This window comes from Synechococcus sp. CCY 0621 (genome assembly GCF_019038465.1).
Classification (GTDB): domain Bacteria; phylum Cyanobacteriota; class Cyanobacteriia; order PCC-6307; family Cyanobiaceae; genus Cyanobium.
The window spans coordinates 33,877-55,298 of the sequence record NZ_JAFKRH010000009.1 but is presented as its reverse complement, the minus strand read 5'-3'; the positions used below and the strand labels follow the sequence as shown (position 1 = coordinate 55,298).

Genomic DNA, 21,422 nt, shown 5'->3' with positions numbered 1-21,422 from the left:
CGCCCCTGCCCCGCCACTACGGCAACCGCATGGACAAGACCTCAATTGCTGCATAAAATGAGGCGAGTCAAGACCTTGTCGGCCTTTCCATGAACATCTCCGCTAAGACCAAGCTGGCGCTGATCCGCAGCCTGCGAGAAAAGAAGAATCCACTCCAAAAAGGCTTCACCTTGATTGAGCTGATGATCGTGGTGGCGATCGTAGGGATTCTTTCGGCCGTAGCGCTCCCGAACTTCTTGGGTGCAAGGGCAGCAGCAGCTGCCGGTGCGGCAATTGGTCAGCAAGTTGGTCTCGCCAAAGAGTGCGCAACTTTCGTTGCCTCTGGAGGTGTAGGAGTTGCGCCTACCAACTGCACAGCAGGGTCATCAGCTTCATTTAGTCAAAGCTGGAGCGCTACTGGTACAGCCGCAGGACTTACCTGCCTTAACCTTACAAACCAGTCGGGTGGTACAGTAACAATCGGGGTAACCACCACCGGTCAGCTTTCTTGTACAATAAGCTGAAAAGTTCAGTCAAGTTTCTCAGGCAGCTTTAGCTGCCTTTTTTTATGTCTTTAATAAATCTTGAGTCTGTTGTCAAGCATATCCTTCACTCAGACACGTCTTTAGCTGAATACTCAGGAACGATTCTTGGCTTTGCGGAAAGTACCCAACGCAACTGCTTGCTTCGCCATGCAATCGAAAAGCGTCTAAAGACAGAGAAAACGGATGACCTCGAATACTTAAGAGCTTATTTTAGTATTTTGATCAACCCGGCCTCTGCAAAGAAGATCGTAAACCGCCTTGAAGAGAGGCCGAATCATCCAGAGCTTCTGCCATCCAAACTTACACTCAAAGCCGACTGCCTTATCGCACTCGGGGAATACGCACCTGCAGAGCATTACCTGAAACAGTCATTAGTAGCACCCATTAATTGGCGGCCATGTGTGTCTTACGCCAAGCTACGTATGCTACAAAATAATCTAGAAGGTCTTGAGGGTCGGCTTGAGGATTTTTCCATTATGTTTCCCCAGGCGCTACAGATCACATTACTTCGCATGGATTTACTTATAAGACTAAGGCGCCTAAATGAAGCGATTAGAGTAGGCCAAGAAGCCCTTAGCGTACTTGGAGAACAACCCCGAATCTATTCGGCAATTAGTAGTTGCCTGATTGACCAAGGGAAGGCAGATGAATCCATTGAATACTTAGTATATTCACTAAGTCTTGACCCTAACGACGCATACTGTTTAGCAGTGTTTGGCGATGCGCTTGCGAGCCTTAACAAACATATAGAAGCAATTCATCTTTATGAGAAAGGGTTAGAACTAAGAAAATGGAGTAGCCTATACGATCGGATAGGCAAGCAACTAGCAATACTGCAACGGTCCGATCTTGCTATCATAGCTTTCAGTCAAGGATTAGCAATTGACAAAAATAGTCCGGATTTATGGGTGAACACAGCCCATGCATTCGCCGCCTGCGGCGAACAGCAAGTTGCAATTGAGATCCTGGAAAAGATATACTCTAAAGGGCCAATACCCTGGGAACTCTTCTGCCAGACCCAGTTCGACCTTTCGATACAAGGAGAGAGTGCCCTTGAGAAACTAAGCCATTATGGCCATCTCTACTGGTCAGAGGTTTGCAAAACACCTCTTATTCCAGAACCCAAGCACATGCTTTCCGCTAAATGTAAACCTCTACGCCTAGCTTTTTTGTCTGCAGACATAGGAGATCATGTTGTTGGAAGATTTATCAAGTCTATTCTGTCTGCTAAGCTAGAGTCATTCAACGTTGACATAATATCCACACAAAGGCGTTTTGATGTTGACTCACTTGACATTAGCTTACAAGCCGCGCACGCATATAGCACTCAAGGACTATCTGCCCAAGAAGCTACTGCTCTTATCAAGTCCAAGAACTACAGCATTGTGATTGATACCAATGGGTACACTAGACATACCGGAATCGGTCTTTTAAGTGATAGGTGTGCACCCATTCAATGTCACTATATTGGATACCATGCAAGCACTTATGCGCCATTTATTGATTACTTTATAGCGGATCAAGTGTTAGTCCCAAAAGGCTTCGATGCTCACTTTGTCGAGAATGTTTATCGCCTGAGGCGGACATGGTTAGCTCTGTCAACAGATTTTCTACCCGATCCAGAGCTGATCCAGCAACGCTCACAAAGAAATCAGTCAATAGTCTTTGGATCATTCAGTCAAGCACCCAAAATAAGTGATCAAACATTGGAGATTTGGTCTTCTGTTCTAGATAGAGTTCCAGATTCTATCCTAGTAATTAAATCAATTAGTCTTACTGAGCCTTTAAAGGAAAAGATCCTCACCATGCTTGAACGAACTAGAATCTTAGGCAGCAGAGTACGATTTATTGCTCCGACAGAGAGCTATATAGATCATTTAAAGTTATACAATAGTATTGATATAGCCTTGGATACTACTCCTTGGTCAAGTGCCACGACTTGCTTTGAGGCGCTCTCAATGGGGGTTCCTCTTGTTGCCCTTACCGGTCGCACTTTGTCGGCTCGCATGTCAACATCAGTCTTGAATGGTGGGGGATTAGGAGCGCAAGCTACTCCTAGCATTGATGACTATGCAAATATCTGTTTGCAGCTCTCGGAGGAGATACTAATGCAGAATATAACAAAACATGGAATTCGCAAACAGGTTGAAGAATCAGAGCTATTTGATAATCGCGATCTAGCAATGCATCTCGATTCTGCCTTTCTTGATATGCATGCCAAGTTACTTGCCTCTCAAGAAGAGACTGCGTAGCTCGTTTCTTGGAGCCAGCATGGAAATGGATTAGGCTAGCATGATCTCACATTGTACAAACAAGAGAATTAAGACTCCCGGTTCAGTGAACGAACCAGATTAGTACTATGGTCATTTCGCACTAACCAGCTAAGGACAAGCCCCCCCCCGATGAATTTTCGTCGGACACTCAAAACGGTGGCTTAGCCCGCTGTCAGAAAAGATATAAGAAATCAGTATTGTCAAATAAATATTATCCACACCAGCCTTATACAAAATGGCCTTGTCCTCAAGACAGGTTAATCTGTAAAGAGCAATCACTCACAAGCAAAGAACTAAGGTAAGCCTGTTCCAAGCTTGTCCCGCAACGGCGATCTAGTTCGTTCAATAGAAAAGCCGACAAGTCAAAAGCTCTGTAAAGCTCGTGCAATAGAAATACTGCAGCCTTAAGCTGATGATTATCCCAATGAGACAACCTCCTAAAGTCTCGGATGTAAATTGCATCTGCCCAAAGAGCTTGACTAATTGGATCGTCAGGGCATTCTGATAGCTGAAGCGGCTTATAAGGTCTTCCCTTGATACTTAGAAAACGCAAAAAAGTAAAGCCTTGAGAGCGAAGAAATGAATCCACATCTGCCATCAAGGGCTGGCCCTCATACAGCTCAACAAACTCAACCTCACATTGAATCACGGATACGGATTTCAAAGTCACTTTTGCATTCTCAAGGATCATCAACTCAGCACCTTGCGCATCGAGCTTGATAAAGTCAGCAAGCTGTGCTTCCTTGATGTCATCGAGACGATGCGTTTCCAAAACTTCCTGCCTTATCACATGCATGAACTCCCCTAGACTTTGGAACAGATCCGTGGTGGAACAGGCCGGTGGAAAGAGTGAGGATGACATGGGTGCATTAGTGATGTGTAGAGTGTGTTTCTTTCCATCTCCTAAGACCCATGGGAAATGCCGTATCGCCACATCACTCCTCTGTGACTTAACATTGAGAAGATTACATTCTTCATTCAAAGGCTGAAAGACGAGCACTTCGGCGCAACCTATTTGTACCCAATGCACCCAAGGATCAGGATGGTCCTTCAGTGCCAGTGCACCCACATCAACACAACGCAATGGCTGCTGCAAACCAAGAAAATCAAACCATGCACGGACAGATATGTCCGAATCAGCTTGCTGTTTCGAGCAAGTTTCTGGTTGGATGGATGGCTGCGAAGACTGGAGATTCGCAAGCTGCTGATCCGCATGGCTAAAGCGTTTGATCACCAAATCAAGTCGACGCTGTATGTCCTCGTCTGCAAATCCCAGTGAGATCAGACTCTCCAGCCTGGGTACAGCTGATCTACCGGTGAAGAAACCAGAAAAGCTGCCGAACTTTTCCATAGCGGCCAAGGCAGAGGCTACAAGCCAAGCCCTAAGCTGATCAGCAGGATTCACAGCATCTAGGGCTGGATCGGGGCATAAAAAGGGCTCATCCAGCACTGGCTCCCTACCACTCTGAAGGTCCGAGAGCATTGCGCTCAAAGCCTCCATGGCCTGCTGGCGTTCGCCTAAAGCCAAACATATTCTTGCAAGGCTAGCCCAGCGGCTAGAGCGGCATCCGGGTTGGCATTCCCGTCGTAGTAAAGTATAGCTGTGGACTAGAGCGTCATAGCGTCTTGCAATCGGTTCATTGCAGGCCTGGGAAATGTTCCACGCGGCTAAGGCTTGGTGAATGACTGCCTGCTCAGGCTGCTGAGAATTAGCCAGCCATCGTGGCATCAGAACTTGAGCATAGGGGCTCTTGTTTAGTGCATCGTTCCAGGATGCATTATGCTGAACGGCTTGGGGACCCACTGGGATACTAGGATGTCCGATAAGTCTGCCAGCAGCTTCCAACGTTTGGACACGATCTGGCTTGGCAGCAAATAGATTGAGCAGATAGCCATCCACCCCTTTATCTGCATCAAAGGGTGCCAGGGCATTCAGACCAGGTATCAAATGAAAGCACTGGTAGCCAAGCTCTTGGAATCGGCAGACAAGATCGAGATGCAGCTCCATTCCAGCCTTCACTTCAAACATCACCAAAGGTGAGAGATCTTCGAAAAAGCGCGCGCCTCCTCGCAGAATTCTTTCCTCCTCTCCTTCGGCATCAATTTTCAATAGATCCACTATGGACCAGCCGAATTCCTCAATGCAGGAATCAAGCGTCGTAACTGTGACGGCTTCTCCAGGCCCCACCGCGAGAGTTACACCATCTGAATCACGACTGACCAGGCTGTTTAACTCAGCCTGGCCAGGCATCTGCAGCCAGGCAGTACCTTGCCGATCTGACAGCGCCTGCTGCACCACTCTCAGGCAGTCGGTGCCATTGGCCGTGACACTTTCTTCGAGCAACTTTGCTGTGTCTGTGGCTGGTTCAAAGGCCCACACCTGCCCAGACGGGCCCACCTTCCGTGCCAACGAGAGGGCATAGACTCCATAGTTCGCCCCGATGTCCACCACAACGTCCCCAGGCTTCACCAAGCTCCTCAGAAACTTGATCTCATCCTCAAACCAGTCATTCTGCTCCTGCAGTACATACGCGGTGATGTGCTCAAGCGAATCAGGCACAACCACCTTGGTCCCATCCACTAAGTCAACGGTGATCGTTGCAGCCAAATTGTCCATGAGCAAGCTTGTTGGTCACCCAAGATACCCAGGGACTCGGGGAAAATCCAGATTCATCAGATTTTGATTTCTTTCACATGCGGGAGGGCATTCGGCGCGCCACTCAGATTTCGTGATTACGAGCAAACCACCGCCAGGAATCGCTCAAATAGTCAGAACGTCCCTGAGTGATGACAGAGCCGTGATGGATTCCTTGGGCTGGATCGAGATGTTGAAGTAAGTGCTACGTGAACACAGCGAGTTCTGGTCGCGAGTCTCCTTAGTTGTGTAGTGCCACCAGGATGTTCCGGCTGACAAAGGGGTGTGAGGTCGACAGGGTTGTGGTGCAACCCAACAGCCCAAGACCTCACATCCCATGCATACACACCCCAATGCCCGCCTGACACCGATCGGTCGGGAACGCCTGATCCGGCAGCACCTTGAAAAGGGCAGAAGCCTTGCTCCGCTGGGCGCAGACCACGCGATCAGTGACAGTACAGCCCGCCAGTGGCTGGCGCGCTTTCGTTCAGATGGGCCAACGGCACTGGCAGATCGTCGCAGTGTTCGCCGCAACCAGCGTCGGACGCTTGATCCGCAGCAACTGAAGCAGGTCGTGAAGCTCAGGCACCAGCGCTGCACCCTCCGGAAGATCGCCCGACTGCTGCTGGTACCGATCAGCACCCTGGCCAGGGCGATGCGGCGCCTAGGAGGTTGCTGAAAAACCCATCCAGCTACGGGAGAATGGCGCAACGGCACAGAGCGGATGCGCGGTCAACAGGAGAGGACCGGCCCCCTGATCTCCTACGTCTCCACCGAAGAGCGGATTCCCAAAGGCCACCCTCTACGGCAGGTGCGGCGGCTGGCCGACCAGGCGCTGGATCGCCTCAATCCCACCTTCTGCAAGCTCTATCCCGAGGCTGGCCGTCCCTCAATCCCGCCGGAGCAGCTGCTTCTGGCCCTGTTGCTGCAGGCGATCTACGGGATCCGCTCGGAGCGGATGCTGATCGAGCAGCTGGATTACAACCTGCTGTTCCGCTGGTTCGTCGGGCTCAATCCCGACGAACCCGTCTGGCACCCGACCACGTTCCCCAAGAACTGTGATCGCCTGCTCAACGAGGAGCTCATGGCCAGATTCCTGGAACTGCTGCTGGCTGCGCCGGAGGTCAAACCGCTGCTGAGCTCGGAGCACTTCTCGGTGGATGGCACCCTGCTGCGGGCCTGGGCCTCCCACAGCTCGCTCGAGCGGATCGACGGAATCGACGACGACCCACCACCATCCAGTGGCGGCAACGGCTTTGGAGCTGTTCCTGCCAAGGGCAAGAAGCGAGCCAAAGTCGATTTCAGAGGTCTGCTGCTCTCCAACCAGACCCACCGTTCCAGCAGCGACAGCGAGGCGCGGCTGTTCCGCAAGTCGATCAGCACCGGGGTGGGGTTACCCGCTCCTGGAACCTGCCGACATTGATGAGGCCCTAGCTTATGCGGCCTGGCGCATGGAAGAGCGAGAAGAGGCGCTGGTCCTGAGCTGATGGCCATCAGGCCGTGCACTGGTCCAAGGTGGGCGATCCGCGAGCACCGGATACGGACCTGATGCGATTGGCCCCCTGGTTCTCTCGCTCCTCATGACCTACGCCGCCGAGATTGAGCAAGGTGCGCTGGAGGTGGCCGACAAACGCCGCGAGCGCGTTCGGATCCTGCCTCTGAACAGGCAAGGCTGACCGTCCCAGTCGATCGAGCCAGTCGATCATCAAGCCCTGCCAGGCTGCGCTTCTGGGCGCTGGCCCGGCTGCTGCTGATCCTGTGGGTTGCCGATCAGGACCCTGCGGGCAGACCCTGGCGAGCCCATCGGCCTCCAGAGCTGCATGGACTGGGTCAAGGCGTCGAACAGCTGGAGGGCTCGTCGGCGATCGGCGCGCTGGCCTACTTCACCAAGTCCCATCCGCAACGACATGGCACTGGCTGACGGCCAATGAGGAGCCCGAACCCAATCATGGGGACCCGCCGTGAACGACACCGGCCTGGGATGCGCAAGCCTCTCGGCATCGCCCTAGGCAGTGCCCTGATCGTTGAGTAGTTGGACGTCCGCTGAGCTCGATGCGATCCTCCAGCGGCTCAGCGGTCGGTGACGCGACTGTTTCTGGAGCCAATGTGCTGTTCACGGCTGCCCACAACCCAAACGGCAAGGCAGCGTTTCTGAAGTGAATGACCAATGTGCCCGGTGTCCACGACGTTGGCTGATGGCAACTCAGAAACCTGCCAGCAGAGCCTCCGCCCAATCAGGCAAAGGATCGAAATGACGCTCGATCCTTCCGTGCCTCACCGTGAAGATGTGAGTGAAGGGATGGTCTGCTGAACTATTGTCGTAAACCCTGGCAACGTCGCAGAGCGGCAGCGTTGTTCTCACATGCCGCAGCAGCCTGGGGATGCGGCTCACCACCTTGTCAGCAGGCACATCATGCCCTCCTTCGCTGACCCGCTCGCTGATGCGCGCCTGGTTCAAGGCTGGGCTATTGAGGTGAATCATCACCAAGATCACCTGGTAGCCAAGGGCCTTGGCACGGCCGACGAAGTCCACCTTGGACGGGTGGGAATACACCGTTTCAAAACAGAAGCTGACGCCTCTGAGCAGCAGGTTGTGCCGCTGCTCTTCAGCGAGCTTGGCCGCGTCATAACTGTGCGCCTCGGGAGCGTCGGGATAGGCGACCCGGGCGAGCACATCGGCATTCACAAATGGCACGCCAAGAGGCTGGAGATAGAGGCGATAGAAGGTGGATTTTCCAGCTCCATTGCCACCTACCAGCATCCACAGCTGCCTGGGCAGGGTCAACGCTCCGAGCCGGTGCAGGGCTCGTTGTCGATCGGCTGAAACGACCCATCGCGAAACGTCCCCACGAGCCGTGTGCCATCGGGGCCGATCTGTTCCAGGTGGCCAGGATGGCTGATGCAGGCTTGGTAGCGGAAGGCCGACATACTCACGCTCTGGGCCAGGGTGCCGGACATGCGATCGGCATCCAGCGCCGCAAACACCTGCCCGGGGTCAACGATCGGTGCAGCAACAGGCTCAAGCCGAAGGCGTGTCAGTCCCGCGGCCACATCCAGCAGACTGTCTGGGTCAAGCACTCGGGCCACCTGGCGACCCAGGGCTGCCCAGTATTCAATCTGCTCGGCAGCACTGCGATGGTGACGGGCCCCGATCAGGGCAGCACTCTCCATCAGCTCCTTCTGTAACCGCACGGGAGAAGCGGCTTTGGGCATGACGACGAACCCCCACAAAAGGAATCACCGTGAGACTGTAGCAGAATGCTACGTGGCCATCACGACACGCTGCGCCAACTGCTGGAAGTAATCCTGCGACCAGATCGCCAGGGGTTCGGGCTGGGCGATGAAGCGTTCGATGTCGAGGCGTGCGTTGGCGACATCCAGGTGGCCGATCCGTTCAGCCAGCAGGGCTTGCAGTGACCTGGCTGTGAACGGCTGATCCAGAGGCCAATGGCCGCTTTGGCGCGCACGCTCGGCCAGATGATCGAGATGCAGAGGGATGCCACCACGCACGTACCACTCCAGATCGAACCAATCGCGGCTCGCTGAAACACTTCACATAACACGAATAGGGCTGGAGCAACAGCTGCTCCTCGGTGCTGAATCCAAGCGGCGGATCGGTGTCCACCTCTAACTTGATCCTGAGGGACTTCGCCCCAGGGATGGTCAGCTGAACAATCGTCGTGCTGGCCTTGAGGAAAGCGGAGAGAATCGGGCTGTGGTTGGTTTTCTGCTTCTCGCTGATCTGCACATCAATCCCCAGGCCTGAAAACTCCTCCTCCAGGCCTTGCAGGTAAGGCTGCAGGCGGAAGCCTGGATCGGGCTGCAGCAGCGAAAAATCCAGATCCTCCGAAAAGCGCGGCAACTGGTGAAACAGGCGCAGGCACGTGCCGCCGTAAAACGCTGCCTTCGCAAAGAAGCCACGCCGCACAAGCCCTGCCAGGGCGATCTCCTGCATCACCTGCCGCATCGCCTGACTGCGTTCCCCGTCGCTGTCCTGCGGTAAGCGCCGCAGCATCTGTTCCACAACGTTGTTCACTGATCTTTTCTGCATCAGCCCAACTCCTGTTGCAGGGAGGCGATCACCTTCAGCAGTGTTCCCAGCTGGCGTCGCTTGTAGCCGCTCGCCTGGCACTGGCGGATCTCACGCAGGCTGAGCTGGAGGAGAAGTTCAGGATCGATCCTCAGATCCTCCAGCAGCCACTGCCGCATGGTCGCCCGCGACAGCACCGGAAGCTGCCGGCTGAGCACCAGCCGATCGCATAGGGCCTTGGTGGGACTGGCGATCAGAAAACTCAACCCAGTGGCGTCCTCGCCCAGCTTCTGCCCAATCCCGTAGTAGCGCAACGGCAGATGGTCGTACGAGAACCGCCCCAGGCCGTTGCTGATCCTGCGGGCTGGTTTCAGCGTCACGGAGGTGACTTCCGCGACCCCCTCCGGGATCAGGCCATGAAACGACAGGGCAAAGTCGAGCGAGACGTAGGAAGGACCATAGAGATGGTTAGCCAGCAGGGGCAGGCAGGCGAGGCTGGTGCGCAGGCCGGGTCCAACCAGGTAAAGGCCGCGCCGTAGCGGTTGTAGCGCCCCCTCCCGGATCCATTCGCTCACCTTGTCGTTGGGGCGCCGATAGCCACTCAGCACCTCATCCAGCACGTCGCGCGCTATGGGCAGCGAGCCAAAGCGCCGTAAGGGGTGCTCCAGCCTGGCCGCAGACGAAATGTCTGATTTGAAGGGCATCATCGGATTTTATCCGATGATGCTGGCTTCCCTGGACATCATGCGTCCTCAGCTTGGGCAGGATGCAGCCCGACGCCATGGAGCACCACACCGGCTCGCTGTCTTCGGTGAACCTGGCGGGATCCGAACTAAAATTCCTCTGCAGCATGTGTTGGGGCCATGACGCTTGATGCCTTGGCGCCCTTGCGCCTGCCTGCTGATCTGCGCCTCAGCCCCGAGCAGTTCACCGCTGTGTGCATCGCCAACCCCCAGGCGGTGCTGGAACTCAGCGCCGAAGGTCATCTCATCCACATGACGCCCACAGGCGGTGAAACCGGTGCCCGCAACAGCCGTTTGTTGATGCGCCTGCTGGCCTGGACCGACCGCGTGGGCGTCTGGAGCGCTGGCAGGACCTCACCCCGCAGCAGCGCCGCGGTTTCCCGCCCCTCTGCCCCGATCTGCTGGTCGAACTCGCCAGCCCCAGCGACGCCGGCCCCCGTGGCCTCACCGCCTTGCGCCGCAAGATGGCCGCCTACCAGGCCAATGGCGCCCAACTGGGCTGGCTGCTGATCCCTGAACAGCAGTCTGTCGAGATCTGGAGCAGCGACGCCGATGGCGAACCCCAGCGCCTCCAAGGAGCCATCGCGCTCGAGGCTGGCGAGCGATTCCCCGGGCTGAGGCTGGAGCTGGCGGAGCTCTGGGAGGCCTGAGCGGCCATCAACCAGGATCCCGTCTTACGATTTGGCCATGGATCTTGCAACCGTTTCCCCGAAATACCAGGTCGTGATCCCGAAGCGGGTGCGCGATCAATTTGGCCTCTGTCCGGGGCAGCAGTTGCAGGTGATGGCCCTGCGTGTTTTTTTTGCATGGGGAGAACACCTTCCAACGGGAGGCTGACCGCCTGTGAGCGTGGAGAAAGCCGTCGTGGATTCCTCGGGCTGGATTGAGGTGTTCACTAACGGCCCGCTGGCTTGGTGTTCAAATGGGTGCTGCTTGACGACAGTGAGGCACAGGCCATTCAGGCGGCTGCAGTGATGCAGCGAGGCCTTGTCGTGGATCTCGATAGTCGTCTCGCGATGGCCTCAGCACAACTCAGCCACACGTTGCGACTGCCCATGGCCGACAGCATCATCCTGGCCACGGCCAGAACCCATCAGGCCAGGCTGTACACAATGGACAGCGACTTCAAGGGCCTCAACGACGTGGAGCTGATAATTCGCAGCTGATGGTTCAGAGTCTCCTGCCACTGCTGTTGCTCTCCAGCCTTGGGCTGGCTGACCTTCAGTAGGCGCAGAGAGAGCCGTCGTGGATCTCGACAGTTGACTCACCCATACCAGAGGCCATTTTCCAACCTGTACATTGTGTACAGGTTGGAAAATACTTCACAGCCTCTTCCACCCTGCTGCTGCTCCCCATCCTGGAGCCGGCTGCAGCTGGAAGGTCTCAACGTCGACTGCGGACAGGAACAGGCAGACCCCAGTCTCCATCAATTCAGGGCAGTACCTGATCGGCCAGCCGTCGCAGACGTTGATCGGCGGTGAGCAGCAGAGCCGCTTCCCGCCGGGCCAGGGCCAGGTAAAGACAGTCGTAGACGGGATGGTTCAGATGGCAGGCCAGGGCCAGGGCTTCCACCTGCAGATGGCGGTCGGGCTCAATCTGATCCACCAGATCGGCGGCGTCCACCAGCAGCTGCTGGGGATCCATGCCCGCCAGCCCAACGCCGCGCTGCAGCTTCCAGAGCGCATTTGCCACCTCCGTGAGCATCAGCTCGGGGGCCAGCACCAGCGGTGCTTGTCCGAGTTGCTCCGCCCAGCCACTGGCGATCGGATCATGCGTGATCAGGCGCAGCACCGCCGAAGCATCGAGCACCAGCGCCGGTGCCATCAGCGCTCGCGGTCGCTGCGGATCAGGGATTCCGGCGCCTCCTCCCACTGCAGCGCCGGCCGCTGCTGCCAGCGCTGGGCGATCCTCTCCAGCGCCAGCTGGCGCCGCTGCCTGGGGTCCCCGCCAACAATCGCTTCCAGATCAGCCAGGGCCTGCTGACTCAGGCTGCGCTTCTGGGCGCTGGCCCGGCGCTGCAACAGTCGATGCAGGGGATCCGGCAGGTCGCGGATCTGCAGGGAAGGCATGGGAGGCTCCGGTCTTGAAGCAGTTTACTTGGAATGCATGCGGATGGCATGCTGCGGCAGCTTGAGCTCCTCTCTCACCCTCCCGCCCCCATCCGCGCCTCTGTTTCGATCCGCTGCATGCCACCCCCCGCAGGCACAAACTCCTGCCGCAGCTGCAGGCGCAGCAGGCCGTCCGGCTCCTGGGCAGCGGCCAGCCCAGGGTCGCTGAGGCCATCCAGCAGCACCCGGTTCTGGGCCGCTCCGGCGCTCGGCTCGCCGTGCAGCCCGAAGGCCGGGCCGCAGCGCATCAGCACCCGGCCCCGCCAGATGGCGCTGGGGGCGCTTCCCACCGTGTAGGTGATCGGGCCCTCCGGCGTGATGAGCTGCAACACCGGATCCCGGCCGCCCAGGCCGCAGGCGGCCCCGCTTCCCTGGGCGAGGTCGACACGCTCGGCACGCAGCAGATCGCCCCGCAGCAGGGCCAGCACCCGCCGCTGCTGGCCCCGCTCGCGCAGTTGGCGCACCATCCGGTCCACCTGGCGGCCATCTGCCACCAGCGCCTGCAGCACCACCCCCCACACCAGCAACCCAAGGCAGGCCGCCAGCAGCAGCTCCACCAGCGAGAACCCCGCCGCTGCGGTGGCTGTGATCGTCCGGCGGTTCATGGCCGCGGATCCGGCAGGCAGCCGCCCGGCCCCTGCCGTCCCAGGCGGGTGATCCCCAGCGGCAGGGCCACCACCACGCAGCGCACCAGGTCGGTGCCCTCGGTGCGCAGCAGCACGGTGCCGCCGTCGATGATCAGGCCGTTGCTGGTGAAGCGCACCGCCGCGGGCAGGTTGTGGCTGAGGCTTACCGCCGGTCCGCCGCCGACGCCCTCGCCGAGATCGATGGCTCCTCCTTCGCAGGGCGGCAGGCTGCTGGCCTGGGGTTCCTGCCAGCCCGTGGCGGTGAGCGCCAGGGCGCAGGGTTTGCCCAGACGCAGAGCAGCATCCCGCCCCCGCTCGAGCCCCAGCATCACGCGGCGGCTGGCGCCCTCCAGCCGGGCGGCGGCCAGCTCCGTGCTGGCGGTGGCCAGCCCCAGCTGGGCCAGCAGGCCCACCAGCACCACGGCCAGCAGGGTTTCGGGCAGTGTGAAGCCGCCCGGATCAGGGGTTGCCATGGCCCCCTCCCTGCGGCGCGGGCCCGCAGAGCCCCAGAACGGCCGGCACATAGAGCCGCTGCCGCGGTGTGGCCTCGCCCTCCACCGCCAACCGCAGCACCACCCCGTCGCCGCTGGGCGAAGGCTCCAGCTGGCGCGCCAGCCCCGGGGCCAGGGGATCGGCGGCCAGCCGCTGCAGCACCTGGGTGGTGGCGGTGGCGCAGTCGCCGCCGCCGGGGACCAGCTGGCGCAGGGCCGTTTCGGCCCGCAGCAACGCGGCCTCGGCCTGCTCCATCCGCTGTTGCTGGCGTTCCTCGGCCACAGCCGCGGCGCCCGCCAGGGCCCACAGCTGCAGGGAGGCTCCCGCGGAGGCCGCAAACACCGTCGATCCGATCAACAGTTCCAGCAGGCTCATGGCCCCACCCCCCGCAGGCTCACCAGGCGCACGTCGGTGATCTGCGCCGGTGTCATCTGCACCGCGAAGGCGCCCTGGCGCGCCGGCTCGTTGCCGGCGGCGGCCAGTTCCAGCAGCAGTTCAGCCGGGGCCAGCTGCGGGCGCCAGTCCACCAGCCGGTAGGAGCGGCCCAGCACCTGGCCGGCCTTGAGGGAGGCGATCGCCGGGGCGGGCGCGCAGGCCAGCCCTTGGGAGTCCCACTGCGCCAACGGCAGTGGCAGCAGGCAGGGATGGCTGCGGTAAAGGTCGGCCAGCAGCTGCTGGCCCGCCGAGGCCAACCGGTCTTCCGCCAGGCGCTGCTGCTGCTCCCGGATCCCCTGCAGGCGCACCTGGAGGCTGGCGGTGTGGGCCGAGAGGCTGCCCAGCAGCAGCACCAGGGAGGCCCCCATGGTCAGGGGCAACACGAACCCCTGTGATCGGGGGAGATGATGGCGGCAAAGCAACGAAGGCATGGCGGTGACAGCGACGTCTCCTCCAGAGTTCCCACCCAAGGACACCAGGTCCGGCCCGCCATGACCCACCTGAGGAGCAAGGACACGCGGGATGAGGTCGACGGCTTCGTGGGCCGCCATCAGCTCGACTATTCCCTGGGCCAACTGCGGCTGGTCGGGCTGCTGTTGCTGGTACTGGAGCTGAGCACCCTGCTTCTGGCGGGGAGCTTCGCGAGTGTGGAGGCTCCTGCGGGCCGTCTCAGCGGACTGATCGGCCTGTCTCCAGCCCTGCCGTTGCTACCGCTGGGATTCGGTCTGTACCTACTCGGCGGCGGCCACAGGCGTCATCATCGCGAGCAGCCCTGGACCGCAAATCTGCATCGGTTGCTGCTGCCCGTGGGACTGATCCTGCTGCTGGTGCTGCCATCGGTCACGATCCATGACGCGGCGACGGTGGCCCACCTGAAGCACGGAACGGGAGACATCACGCCGCTCCGGCACGACCTGCTCAACCCCCTTCGTCTGATCACTACCCTGCTGCTGCAAAGCGTCACCGGTGCCGGATTGCTGCTGATGCAACGGCAGGGACGGCGGCAGATGCAACGGGTGGGGCTAAGACCAGCATTGTTCTTCCGAACGGACTCCACGGGACCGATACAGCACAAACTCAACCGATCTCCTGACAGGGACTGAAACAGACGGCCACCATGCTTCCTGCCACTCATAGCAGGAAATCAATTGAAAGTATCTGAAGGGGCTAGGCTTAGAAAACTGGCACAATATTGGAGAAGCAAGAAGAGAGTAACGTATCCGCCAGCTACGTTGATCGACCGAAGTTTGCATAGATCCAACGACGCTACAGTTATGGCTCATAACCTGCAAAAACGAACATTTGATGGCAAGGATGAGAATACGCCATGCTCTTTCACCCAAGCACAGACGAAAGAACCCGACGCAATAATCTCCTGAAAACCACTGCTGCACCGATGGCTTAACTGAGGAACAAACCTACTCAAGAGCTATATCAGTTCAGTAGCTCGATGCGGATATGTGCCGGCGTAGCGCCGGATCCATACAGCACGCCCAAGGGAAGTGGAGGTCTGTCATCCAATCGACTGCACATTAAGCGCGAGGGGGAGCAGCTTGATGAATGACCTAATTATTGCAAAGGCCTGCTTCATCAGAGGCCAGATCCCTTCACTTTAGCCAGAAGCCGCCAAAGCTGGAGCTGCCGTTCCTGGCCGATTAAGGGATAGGCCTTGACAAACCGGCAAAGTTTGGACCACTGGGGAGTAGAATTGGCAAATTGCTCTCAAGCCCTAGGAGGAAGGCAGATCCCATGACCCACCGGATGCTGCTCGAACTTCTTTCTCGCAAGTCAACGAAGCATTCAACAGAACAGAAGCTCTCAGAGGATGACGGCTTTTCATTTTTGGCTGTCCTCTTTGTAGTCCTCGTTCTTACGCTTGGCACGCTGGCCGTTGCTAACCGCAATAGCCTCGGCTCACTAGGCTCTGCCTATCAAAGCCAAGGGCGCATCGCCCGCGCCGCAGCAGAGACAGGGATGACACAACTAGTAAGTGAACTCAACCGGCCCCGAAATCGGCCCTTGCTTGTCAACGCTGAATCGCTTAACTTACGAACAGTTTCTGCCATTCAGACTGCAGCGCCCGGAACTTTCTCTACACAAAGTTTGCAGGGCAAGGCCGCTCTTAATCCAGATCTCTCGGCGACCTTTGGATCAGGCACACTAGCCAGCCAACTCATTAGTGTTGGCGATGGCAGCCAACAAAGATGGCAAGTAAAAAGTATATCAACATCCAACCCAACCCTTAACTCGGTACGCCAGAACGTTACGTCGTCAAGCTTTGGAGTCGTTAACACTGGAAACTTTTCTGTTTCGGTCGGGTCAAGTACGATTCCGGCGCGTACTGGTGAGATCACATTTACGGTTGAAGGCTATGCCTACCAAGGAGGCAACAAGGTAGCCACAGCAACACTTAGAAAAACATTTGAAGTTGTGCCTAAGTGCCAAGACAGAAGTCTAAATGGCTACAATTCAGTATGGGGAAATGACACGAGGAAATGCGCCCTCGGACTCGGCCTTTTGTTTCTTGCGGGCGCGGCAAACAACGGCACTGGCACTTTCGACGTCACAGGAAATGCTACCAAGATCAATGTTACGCCTACCTGCATCACCCCCACAGGAACATGCACCCCATTTGACTTAACTTATAACCCCATTGTCTATACGCCACCAGCCGTTGACCGAGCGCTACCACTGTTAACCACAAGTCTTCAGGATGTCGTCAACAAATGCCAAAGATCATCCGCAACCTACCTTGGAAATGCAACATGCAATTTCACAAATACTGTAGATTACAACAAGACCTCACCATTAAGTACCAACAATTTCGCAGCATGGCCTTTAGCACTACGGAATATCTGTGCGCAAGAAACAATTAGCGGCAAATTAATTACCGTTTGCAGCTTCAATAGATTAACCAACTCAAGCAATCTAAGGTTTGATACTGCGGGTGGACCAATTCGCTTCTTTTTCCCGAACCCAGACATAAACGCCACGACCCCAACCGTGACCAATGGAAGCGGCAGTAATAGTATTTCCCAAATCAACACAACAACCACTGCTCCTGTAGCAGGCGATTTTGCTTGGTTCGGGTGCAACATAACCCAGTGTCCAACAATGCCCTTTAGTGATGGGAAATCGCCCAACGCACAAGTGTACGCGCAGAAGTTTGACATCAACGTAGGCAATGGATCTTTTGGCCCCGGGTTTACATATTTCCCCTATGGTCTTCTCTTTGCGGGAGGCTCTGGTGGTTTCCAAGGAGCTGCTTGGCAAAACGGCTTTGACACACAAGGGAGTACAACTTTGAATGGAACTCAAGCAGATCTGGACAGCATCGCTGCCTTGATGGGAATCACCGGTGAGGTCGGACAGGAGACCACCCCACCATTGATTGATTACGTTTTACGCTCTGTCAGAGAGTTTAGATTCTTCTAGCTATGGCTTACCTTCCTGCTTTTACTCTCGCCAAGGATGTTCGGCTGTGCCGTGCGTCTAACGGCAGAGGCTTTACACTAATAGAGTTGCTGGCATCCACATTGGTTTTAGTCATCGCCGTAGCAGGAACTGCCAATCTTTTCATACGATCCAACCAAGTATCCGCCTCAACAAATCGACGCTTTTCGCTTCAAGCGCTTGTAGATCAAGACCTTGCCAGCATACAGCGTTTGAATGATCGGTACACATGTGCAAGCGGAACGGCATGTGTAATTGCATCCGGAGATCCTACAAGAACAGGCTATTTCCCCGACGCCAGCAATGCAACGTCCGTAGCTTTTTTTGTTAATCGTTGCAATTACAGCGCTGGAGACTTAGTTACAGGCCTTGCTGGCTTGATTGGTTCGAATGTACCATCACCAGCTGGTGTTACACGAACGATTTTATCTGATGGAGCCGATGGGGCCACCAACACAACCCAAAGAGGAGCCCATAGATACCGAGTCAATTATTCGATTACGGATACTGGAGAAGGCTTACGCTCGGTAGAGTTTGTCCCTACAGCAGTGTCATGGTGCCCTTAATGCTATGAAAACGAAGTTCGGTGGATTCACACTTACTGAATTGATGGTTGTGGTTGCCCTTATTGGCATCCTTTCTGCAGTCTCCATCACTGTCTCAGGAATAGAATGGCGAAGAGAGCGCGTCAACGCAGTGGCAAGCGAGTTGGCCGGCTGGCTGCAGGCTGTGAGACGCGCGGCCATTAAAGGCTCAGTTTGTAACGTCAACATCTCTACGGGCTCCATTACAGCAGTCAGCCCAGCATTTGCCACTATTTCGAATCCATTCGTCTGCGGGACCACTCAATCTCTTCGAATCACCGCCCTATCAGGTTCAGACACTTACACGATCACAACCTCGGGTCCAACCCAGTTCAAGTTCACACCACGAGGAACTGTTAATTCGGCTGGCACAAACGTGCAAATGACCACGCCAGTTGTGCTTGCAGTGAGCATGAATGGTGCTGGGCCTACGCGCTGTGTTCGGATTTCACCAGGTTTAGGATTAATTACAATCGGTTCAAGCAACGGCCTTACCTCTGGTGCGTGCGACAACTTCGGAGTTCGATTCTGAACCATGAAAAGCTTTTACTACGCTAACAAAGAAAGGCAGCCAACCTCAGTCCATCATTTAACCTCCATTTCTGGCGGCTTTACCATTGTTGAACTCATCATTGTTTCGGCTATTGGTGCAGTAGTCCTTTTTGCCGCGACTACATCGTTGATTCCGCAGATTCAAACCAGCACCAATCAACTGATTATTCGGTCCCTGAATGATGAATGGGGCAAGATAAACTTTTTTCTTGACTCAGAGATCAGTGAGGCATCATGTGCATCTTCCAGTGGATCTACATTAAGTCTCTTTAGCACCTTTAATTGTTCCGGTACGGCGTTGATTACCTACAGCTTGGCCGGCTCAACACTTTCTCGCACTGGTCCACCGATCAACGACAACGGCTCACTAGGTACAGGTTCGGTGACGTCGGTTCTTTCTGAGAATGTAACTGCATTCACCCCAAACACTTCAACGGCACCCGCATCAAGCCGACAACCATTTTACACCGTTACTTTGTCATCAAATGGTTTGGAATACACCGGGCTAGCGAGTTCGGTACGCATGAGATTGTCCCAGTTCTAATTCTGCAATGCATAAAATGGCAATTCGGCTTTCTATGCTTTTTTCTCTTTTTCTAGTTCTTTGCTTACAAGCTTGCCAGCAACCCACGAGGCAATCAACAGCATCAGAGAGAGAGCGCTGTAGGGCTCAAGCGGAAAATGAATTCACAACCAGTGGAAGCGAGAAGTCATATGCCATTTGTCTTCAGGAGATGCGTAAGAAGCCTTCCCAAGCCGCTCCAGCATCCCCTGCTAAATCAGAGCCTTCAGTCCAGCCTGGAACTCCTACTGCAAAAACTGGCGAGGAGCGCTACATTTATTGTGTGCTACATCAACAAGAGACTATTGATCTATCTAAGCATCTAGACAAGGCGACCTCAATGGTTCTACAGGCTTCAACAAGGCCTGGATCAAGTACCAACGAATTGGTTAATGCTGAAAACGCACATTCTGCGCTGATTAAACAACTTGAACAGCTAATACCGACAGAATACCGTAATGGATTGCCTTTGATTCCTGATGCCCTAACCGCGTTCTCCAAATGCGATAAGGAGGAACTCAAGTGAACGTGCCTTGGAGCCATGGATACTGTGTTTCAACAAGCTACACGAGTGACTACTATCGAGAGTTGGCACCAAACTGGCTTGACTTTGCTGTCTTACTGAAGGGATTACGGCCTCCCAGAGAAAAAGAAGGTATCCCATTTCAGTATTTAGAGCTTGGATGCGGGACAGGCCTAGGCCTTTGTCTTCTTGCTGGTGCGTATCCTGAAGGTCAGTTTGTGGGGGTTGATTTCCAGCCAGACCACATCGTACAAGCACTGAGACTGGCCCGCCAATTGGGTCTCAAGAACATCCACTTTCTTGAAGCGGACTTTCTTGAACTGGATAAGAATCCGCAGATCCTTAGAACTTCAGACTCACCCACACGAGAGTTTCATTACATTGTTGCCCACGGAGTTGTTAGTTGGCTATCTGTACAAGTTCAGCAGGCTCTGCTGAGCATTGTCTCAAAATCACTCGCTCTAGGAGGACTCTTCTACTGCTCATACAACACGTATCCAGGCTGGCTGGCCATGTCAAACTTTCAGCACATGGTAAGCCTTGAACGCCAAAGGTACGCGGATTCTGATCTAGGGTCTGCTCTCACAGCTGCAAGAACAAATTTAATTAGTCTACTTGGCAGTCAGGAATCGCCTTTAGCACTTTTACAGTCTTCCCCAAGGCTATTCGATGAACTCGAGTCCATTGCAAGGTTTTCGACCACATACTTGGCCCATGAGTATGCATGTGAACACTGGGCGCCACTTCGTGTTGCTGACATGCATAAGTTATGCACAGAGCACAAGCTTAGATTCATTTCGTCAGCTACGTTGCCAGAGATTTTTGATGATTTAGTTGCTGATCAACTTAAGCCCACTATACTCAATGAAACAGACCCAATCATTAGGCAGACACTGCTAGATCTTGCCACCAACAAGTATTTTAGGCGTGACGTTTTTGTTCGTGGCATAGAAGTTATGCCCCCTGCTTGTGCCGCACAACGTCTTGGGGGATTGCGTTTTCGCCTTCTCGAAGCTCCAAGCGTAGAGGCTTATCGCTTCCCCACCTGCTTTGGAGAAATCCTCGGACATTTCGATGGCTGCCATACAATTGAGATGGCGTTGGCGGGCAGTCCTAGCTCTCTCTCAGATATTCAGAGCACCACTGGGGAAGCCTTGGGTGATCTCCTTCGTGCCCTTGCCCTCCTCGTCCATGTCAACCGAATCGGGATCGATCGCGGAGACGCGGCTGATCAAGCCAGAGAGTCTAGCCAGAAGATTAATCAATTCATCACCGCACAGATGCAAGAAGGTCAATCCTATTCTTGGCTGATTGCACCAAATATTGGCACCTGTGTAAGCTTCAACTTAGTAGAACTGATTAGCACGCAGGCAATCAGTGATGGCCTACAAGGCGATGTGCTTACTGCTTTTGTGCTTATGGGTCTATCTAGTTTAGGTATTGAATTAACTCGCCCTACCAAGGAGCCTATTTCAGACGCCGCCGAGCAGCGTAAGCTCATAGAATCCCTTGTAGAGAATCTTGCATCTCAAAGGATTCCTACCCTCCATTCTCTTGGTGTCTTACCATCCAATAGCAAAGATTAGTGGAAGATGCATTAATTCCGATTGGTAAGATCTTTTTGTTATTAGAATTGCATAGGCTGGCAAGCCATTCATAAAGCGAGATGCCTCCAGCGTCCCATCAATCAGCCATTTAGCTGAAACAATTATCAGGAATTAGCATCATCGTTCAAACATGTTTGCAAGGCTCATGGCAGCACAGCTTTACAGATTTCGTGCAGCCAGGATTCTACACAAAAGCACAGCCTATGTAAGCAATAAAATTGCCGATCATAGTGACCGGCAGCGAATATGAAAAGACCGGCTTTATCTTGAGAATC

General features: G+C 55.5%; 23 protein-coding genes and 2 pseudogenes. 14 read left to right on the top strand and 11 right to left on the bottom strand.

All coding sequences use genetic code 11. The annotated features are described in order from the left end of the window. Positions 1 to 89: 89 nt before the first annotated feature. A pseudogene (locus tag KUG43_RS17445) lies at positions 90 to 234 on the top strand (type IV pilin protein); the annotation flags it as partial. 313 nt (positions 235 to 547) lie between these two features. Next, the gene (locus KUG43_RS01930; protein WP_216905520.1) at positions 548 to 2,776 is read left to right on the top strand and encodes an O-linked N-acetylglucosamine transferase, SPINDLY family protein; all 2,229 of its coding nucleotides are present in this window, start codon (positions 548 to 550) and stop codon (positions 2,774 to 2,776) included. A 268-nt stretch (positions 2,777 to 3,044) separates the two neighbouring features. Here the strand turns inward: KUG43_RS01930 and KUG43_RS01925 are convergent, their stop codons facing one another. Further along, positions 3,045 to 5,414: an FkbM family methyltransferase gene (locus KUG43_RS01925; RefSeq protein WP_216905518.1), complete on the bottom strand. Its 2,370-nt coding sequence runs from the start codon at positions 5,412 to 5,414 to the stop codon at positions 3,045 to 3,047. Positions 5,415 to 5,769: 355 nt separating this feature from the next. Between KUG43_RS01925 and KUG43_RS01920 the strand changes: the two genes are divergently transcribed. Together KUG43_RS01920 and KUG43_RS01915 are read left to right on the top strand one after the other, a co-directional pair. Continuing rightward, positions 5,770 to 6,111, top strand: coding sequence for a helix-turn-helix domain-containing protein (locus tag KUG43_RS01920; protein WP_216905516.1), 342 nt, complete (start codon positions 5,770 to 5,772; stop codon positions 6,109 to 6,111). A 45-nt stretch (positions 6,112 to 6,156) separates the two neighbouring features. Further along, positions 6,157 to 6,807: pseudogene (locus KUG43_RS01915) on the top strand (transposase); the annotation flags it as partial. Between the two features lie 828 nt (positions 6,808 to 7,635). Here the strand turns inward: KUG43_RS01915 and KUG43_RS01910 are convergent. The 4 genes from KUG43_RS01910 to KUG43_RS01895 form a co-directional block, all read right to left on the bottom strand. Beyond that, positions 7,636 to 8,217 carry an ATPase gene (locus KUG43_RS01910; RefSeq protein WP_216905514.1) on the bottom strand — a complete coding sequence of 194 codons (582 nt, stop codon included), beginning with the start codon at positions 8,215 to 8,217 and terminating at the stop codon, positions 7,636 to 7,638. After that, positions 8,214 to 8,645, bottom strand: a complete 432-nt coding sequence (locus KUG43_RS01905; RefSeq protein WP_216905512.1) for a TA system antitoxin ParD family protein — start codon at positions 8,643 to 8,645, stop codon at positions 8,214 to 8,216. The genes KUG43_RS01910 and KUG43_RS01905 overlap by 4 nt, the downstream gene beginning before the upstream one ends. A 181-nt stretch (positions 8,646 to 8,826) precedes the next feature. Further along, positions 8,827 to 9,483 (bottom strand): nucleotidyl transferase AbiEii/AbiGii toxin family protein, encoded by a 657-nt coding sequence (locus KUG43_RS01900; RefSeq protein ID WP_216905510.1) that lies wholly within the window; start codon positions 9,481 to 9,483, stop codon positions 8,827 to 8,829. After that, entirely contained in the window at positions 9,483 to 10,166 is a 684-nt protein-coding gene (locus tag KUG43_RS01895) for a type IV toxin-antitoxin system AbiEi family antitoxin domain-containing protein (protein ID WP_216905508.1), read from the bottom strand. Before KUG43_RS01895 ends, KUG43_RS01900 begins: the two co-directional genes overlap by 1 nt. Before the next feature lie 353 nt (positions 10,167 to 10,519). Here KUG43_RS01895 and KUG43_RS17195 point away from each other — a divergent pair, with 353 nt between their 5' ends. The 3 genes from KUG43_RS17195 (at position 10,520) to KUG43_RS01880 (ending at position 11,371) form a co-directional block, all read left to right on the top strand. Continuing rightward, positions 10,520 to 10,855, top strand: coding sequence for a Uma2 family endonuclease (locus KUG43_RS17195; RefSeq protein ID WP_353617901.1), 336 nt, complete (start codon positions 10,520 to 10,522; stop codon positions 10,853 to 10,855). Between the two features lie 37 nt (positions 10,856 to 10,892). Further along, a complete protein-coding gene (locus KUG43_RS01885) occupies positions 10,893 to 11,042 on the top strand; it encodes an AbrB/MazE/SpoVT family DNA-binding domain-containing protein (protein WP_286194304.1) in 150 nt (49 codons plus the stop codon). 77 nt (positions 11,043 to 11,119) lie between these two features. Further along, positions 11,120 to 11,371 carry a type II toxin-antitoxin system VapC family toxin gene (locus tag KUG43_RS01880; RefSeq protein WP_216905506.1) on the top strand — a complete coding sequence of 84 codons (252 nt, stop codon included), beginning with the start codon at positions 11,120 to 11,122 and terminating at the stop codon, positions 11,369 to 11,371. Positions 11,372 to 11,636: 265 nt separating this feature from the next. Here KUG43_RS01880 and KUG43_RS01875 read toward each other — a convergent pair whose 3' ends face one another. The 6 genes from KUG43_RS01875 to KUG43_RS01850 all read right to left on the bottom strand — a co-directional run bounded on the left by KUG43_RS01875 (position 11,637) and on the right by KUG43_RS01850 (position 14,234). Then, on the bottom strand, positions 11,637 to 12,029 hold the full coding sequence (locus KUG43_RS01875; protein ID WP_216905504.1) for a type II toxin-antitoxin system VapC family toxin: 393 nt from the start codon (positions 12,027 to 12,029) through the stop codon (positions 11,637 to 11,639). Next, positions 12,029 to 12,274 carry a FitA-like ribbon-helix-helix domain-containing protein gene (locus KUG43_RS01870; RefSeq protein WP_216905502.1) on the bottom strand — a complete coding sequence of 82 codons (246 nt, stop codon included), beginning with the start codon at positions 12,272 to 12,274 and terminating at the stop codon, positions 12,029 to 12,031. Before KUG43_RS01870 ends, KUG43_RS01875 begins: the two co-directional genes overlap by 1 nt. A gap of 74 nt (positions 12,275 to 12,348) precedes the next feature. Continuing rightward, a complete protein-coding gene (locus KUG43_RS01865) occupies positions 12,349 to 12,918 on the bottom strand; it encodes a prepilin-type cleavage/methylation domain-containing protein (RefSeq protein ID WP_216905500.1) in 570 nt (189 codons plus the stop codon). Further along, the gene (locus tag KUG43_RS01860; RefSeq protein ID WP_216905498.1) at positions 12,915 to 13,412 is read right to left on the bottom strand and encodes a GspH/FimT family protein; all 498 of its coding nucleotides are present in this window, start codon (positions 13,410 to 13,412) and stop codon (positions 12,915 to 12,917) included. The genes KUG43_RS01865 and KUG43_RS01860 overlap by 4 nt, the downstream gene beginning before the upstream one ends. Next, a complete protein-coding gene (locus KUG43_RS01855; RefSeq protein ID WP_216905496.1) occupies positions 13,399 to 13,806 on the bottom strand; it encodes a type II secretion system protein in 408 nt (135 codons plus the stop codon). The genes KUG43_RS01860 and KUG43_RS01855 overlap by 14 nt, the downstream gene beginning before the upstream one ends. Then, a complete protein-coding gene (locus tag KUG43_RS01850; RefSeq protein ID WP_216905493.1) occupies positions 13,803 to 14,234 on the bottom strand; it encodes a hypothetical protein in 432 nt (143 codons plus the stop codon). The genes KUG43_RS01855 and KUG43_RS01850 overlap by 4 nt, the downstream gene beginning before the upstream one ends. Positions 14,235 to 14,357: 123 nt before the next feature. Between KUG43_RS01850 and KUG43_RS01845 the strand changes: the two genes are divergently transcribed. From KUG43_RS01845 to KUG43_RS01815, 7 genes are all read left to right on the top strand, one after another. Further along, positions 14,358 to 14,969, top strand: coding sequence for a hypothetical protein (locus KUG43_RS01845; protein WP_216905491.1), 612 nt, complete (start codon positions 14,358 to 14,360; stop codon positions 14,967 to 14,969). Between the two features lie 646 nt (positions 14,970 to 15,615). After that, positions 15,616 to 17,301, top strand: a complete 1,686-nt coding sequence (locus KUG43_RS01840; RefSeq protein WP_216905489.1) for a hypothetical protein — start codon at positions 15,616 to 15,618, stop codon at positions 17,299 to 17,301. A 2-nt stretch (positions 17,302 to 17,303) separates the two neighbouring features. Next, positions 17,304 to 17,885, top strand: a complete 582-nt coding sequence (locus KUG43_RS17190) for a prepilin-type N-terminal cleavage/methylation domain-containing protein (protein ID WP_216905487.1) — start codon at positions 17,304 to 17,306, stop codon at positions 17,883 to 17,885. 4 nt (positions 17,886 to 17,889) lie between these two features. After that, complete coding sequence (locus tag KUG43_RS01830; protein ID WP_216905485.1) at positions 17,890 to 18,435, top strand: GspH/FimT family pseudopilin; 546 nt, start codon at positions 17,890 to 17,892, stop codon at positions 18,433 to 18,435. A 3-nt stretch (positions 18,436 to 18,438) separates the two neighbouring features. After that, positions 18,439 to 18,999: a prepilin-type N-terminal cleavage/methylation domain-containing protein gene (locus KUG43_RS01825; protein WP_216905483.1), complete on the top strand. Its 561-nt coding sequence runs from the start codon at positions 18,439 to 18,441 to the stop codon at positions 18,997 to 18,999. A 190-nt stretch (positions 19,000 to 19,189) separates the two neighbouring features. Then, the gene (locus KUG43_RS01820) at positions 19,190 to 19,543 is read left to right on the top strand and encodes a hypothetical protein (protein WP_216905481.1); all 354 of its coding nucleotides are present in this window, start codon (positions 19,190 to 19,192) and stop codon (positions 19,541 to 19,543) included. Positions 19,544 to 19,605: 62 nt separating this feature from the next. Then, on the top strand, positions 19,606 to 21,126 hold the full coding sequence (locus KUG43_RS01815) for a class I SAM-dependent methyltransferase (RefSeq protein ID WP_216905479.1): 1,521 nt from the start codon (positions 19,606 to 19,608) through the stop codon (positions 21,124 to 21,126). The last annotated feature ends 296 nt before the right edge of the window (positions 21,127 to 21,422 follow it).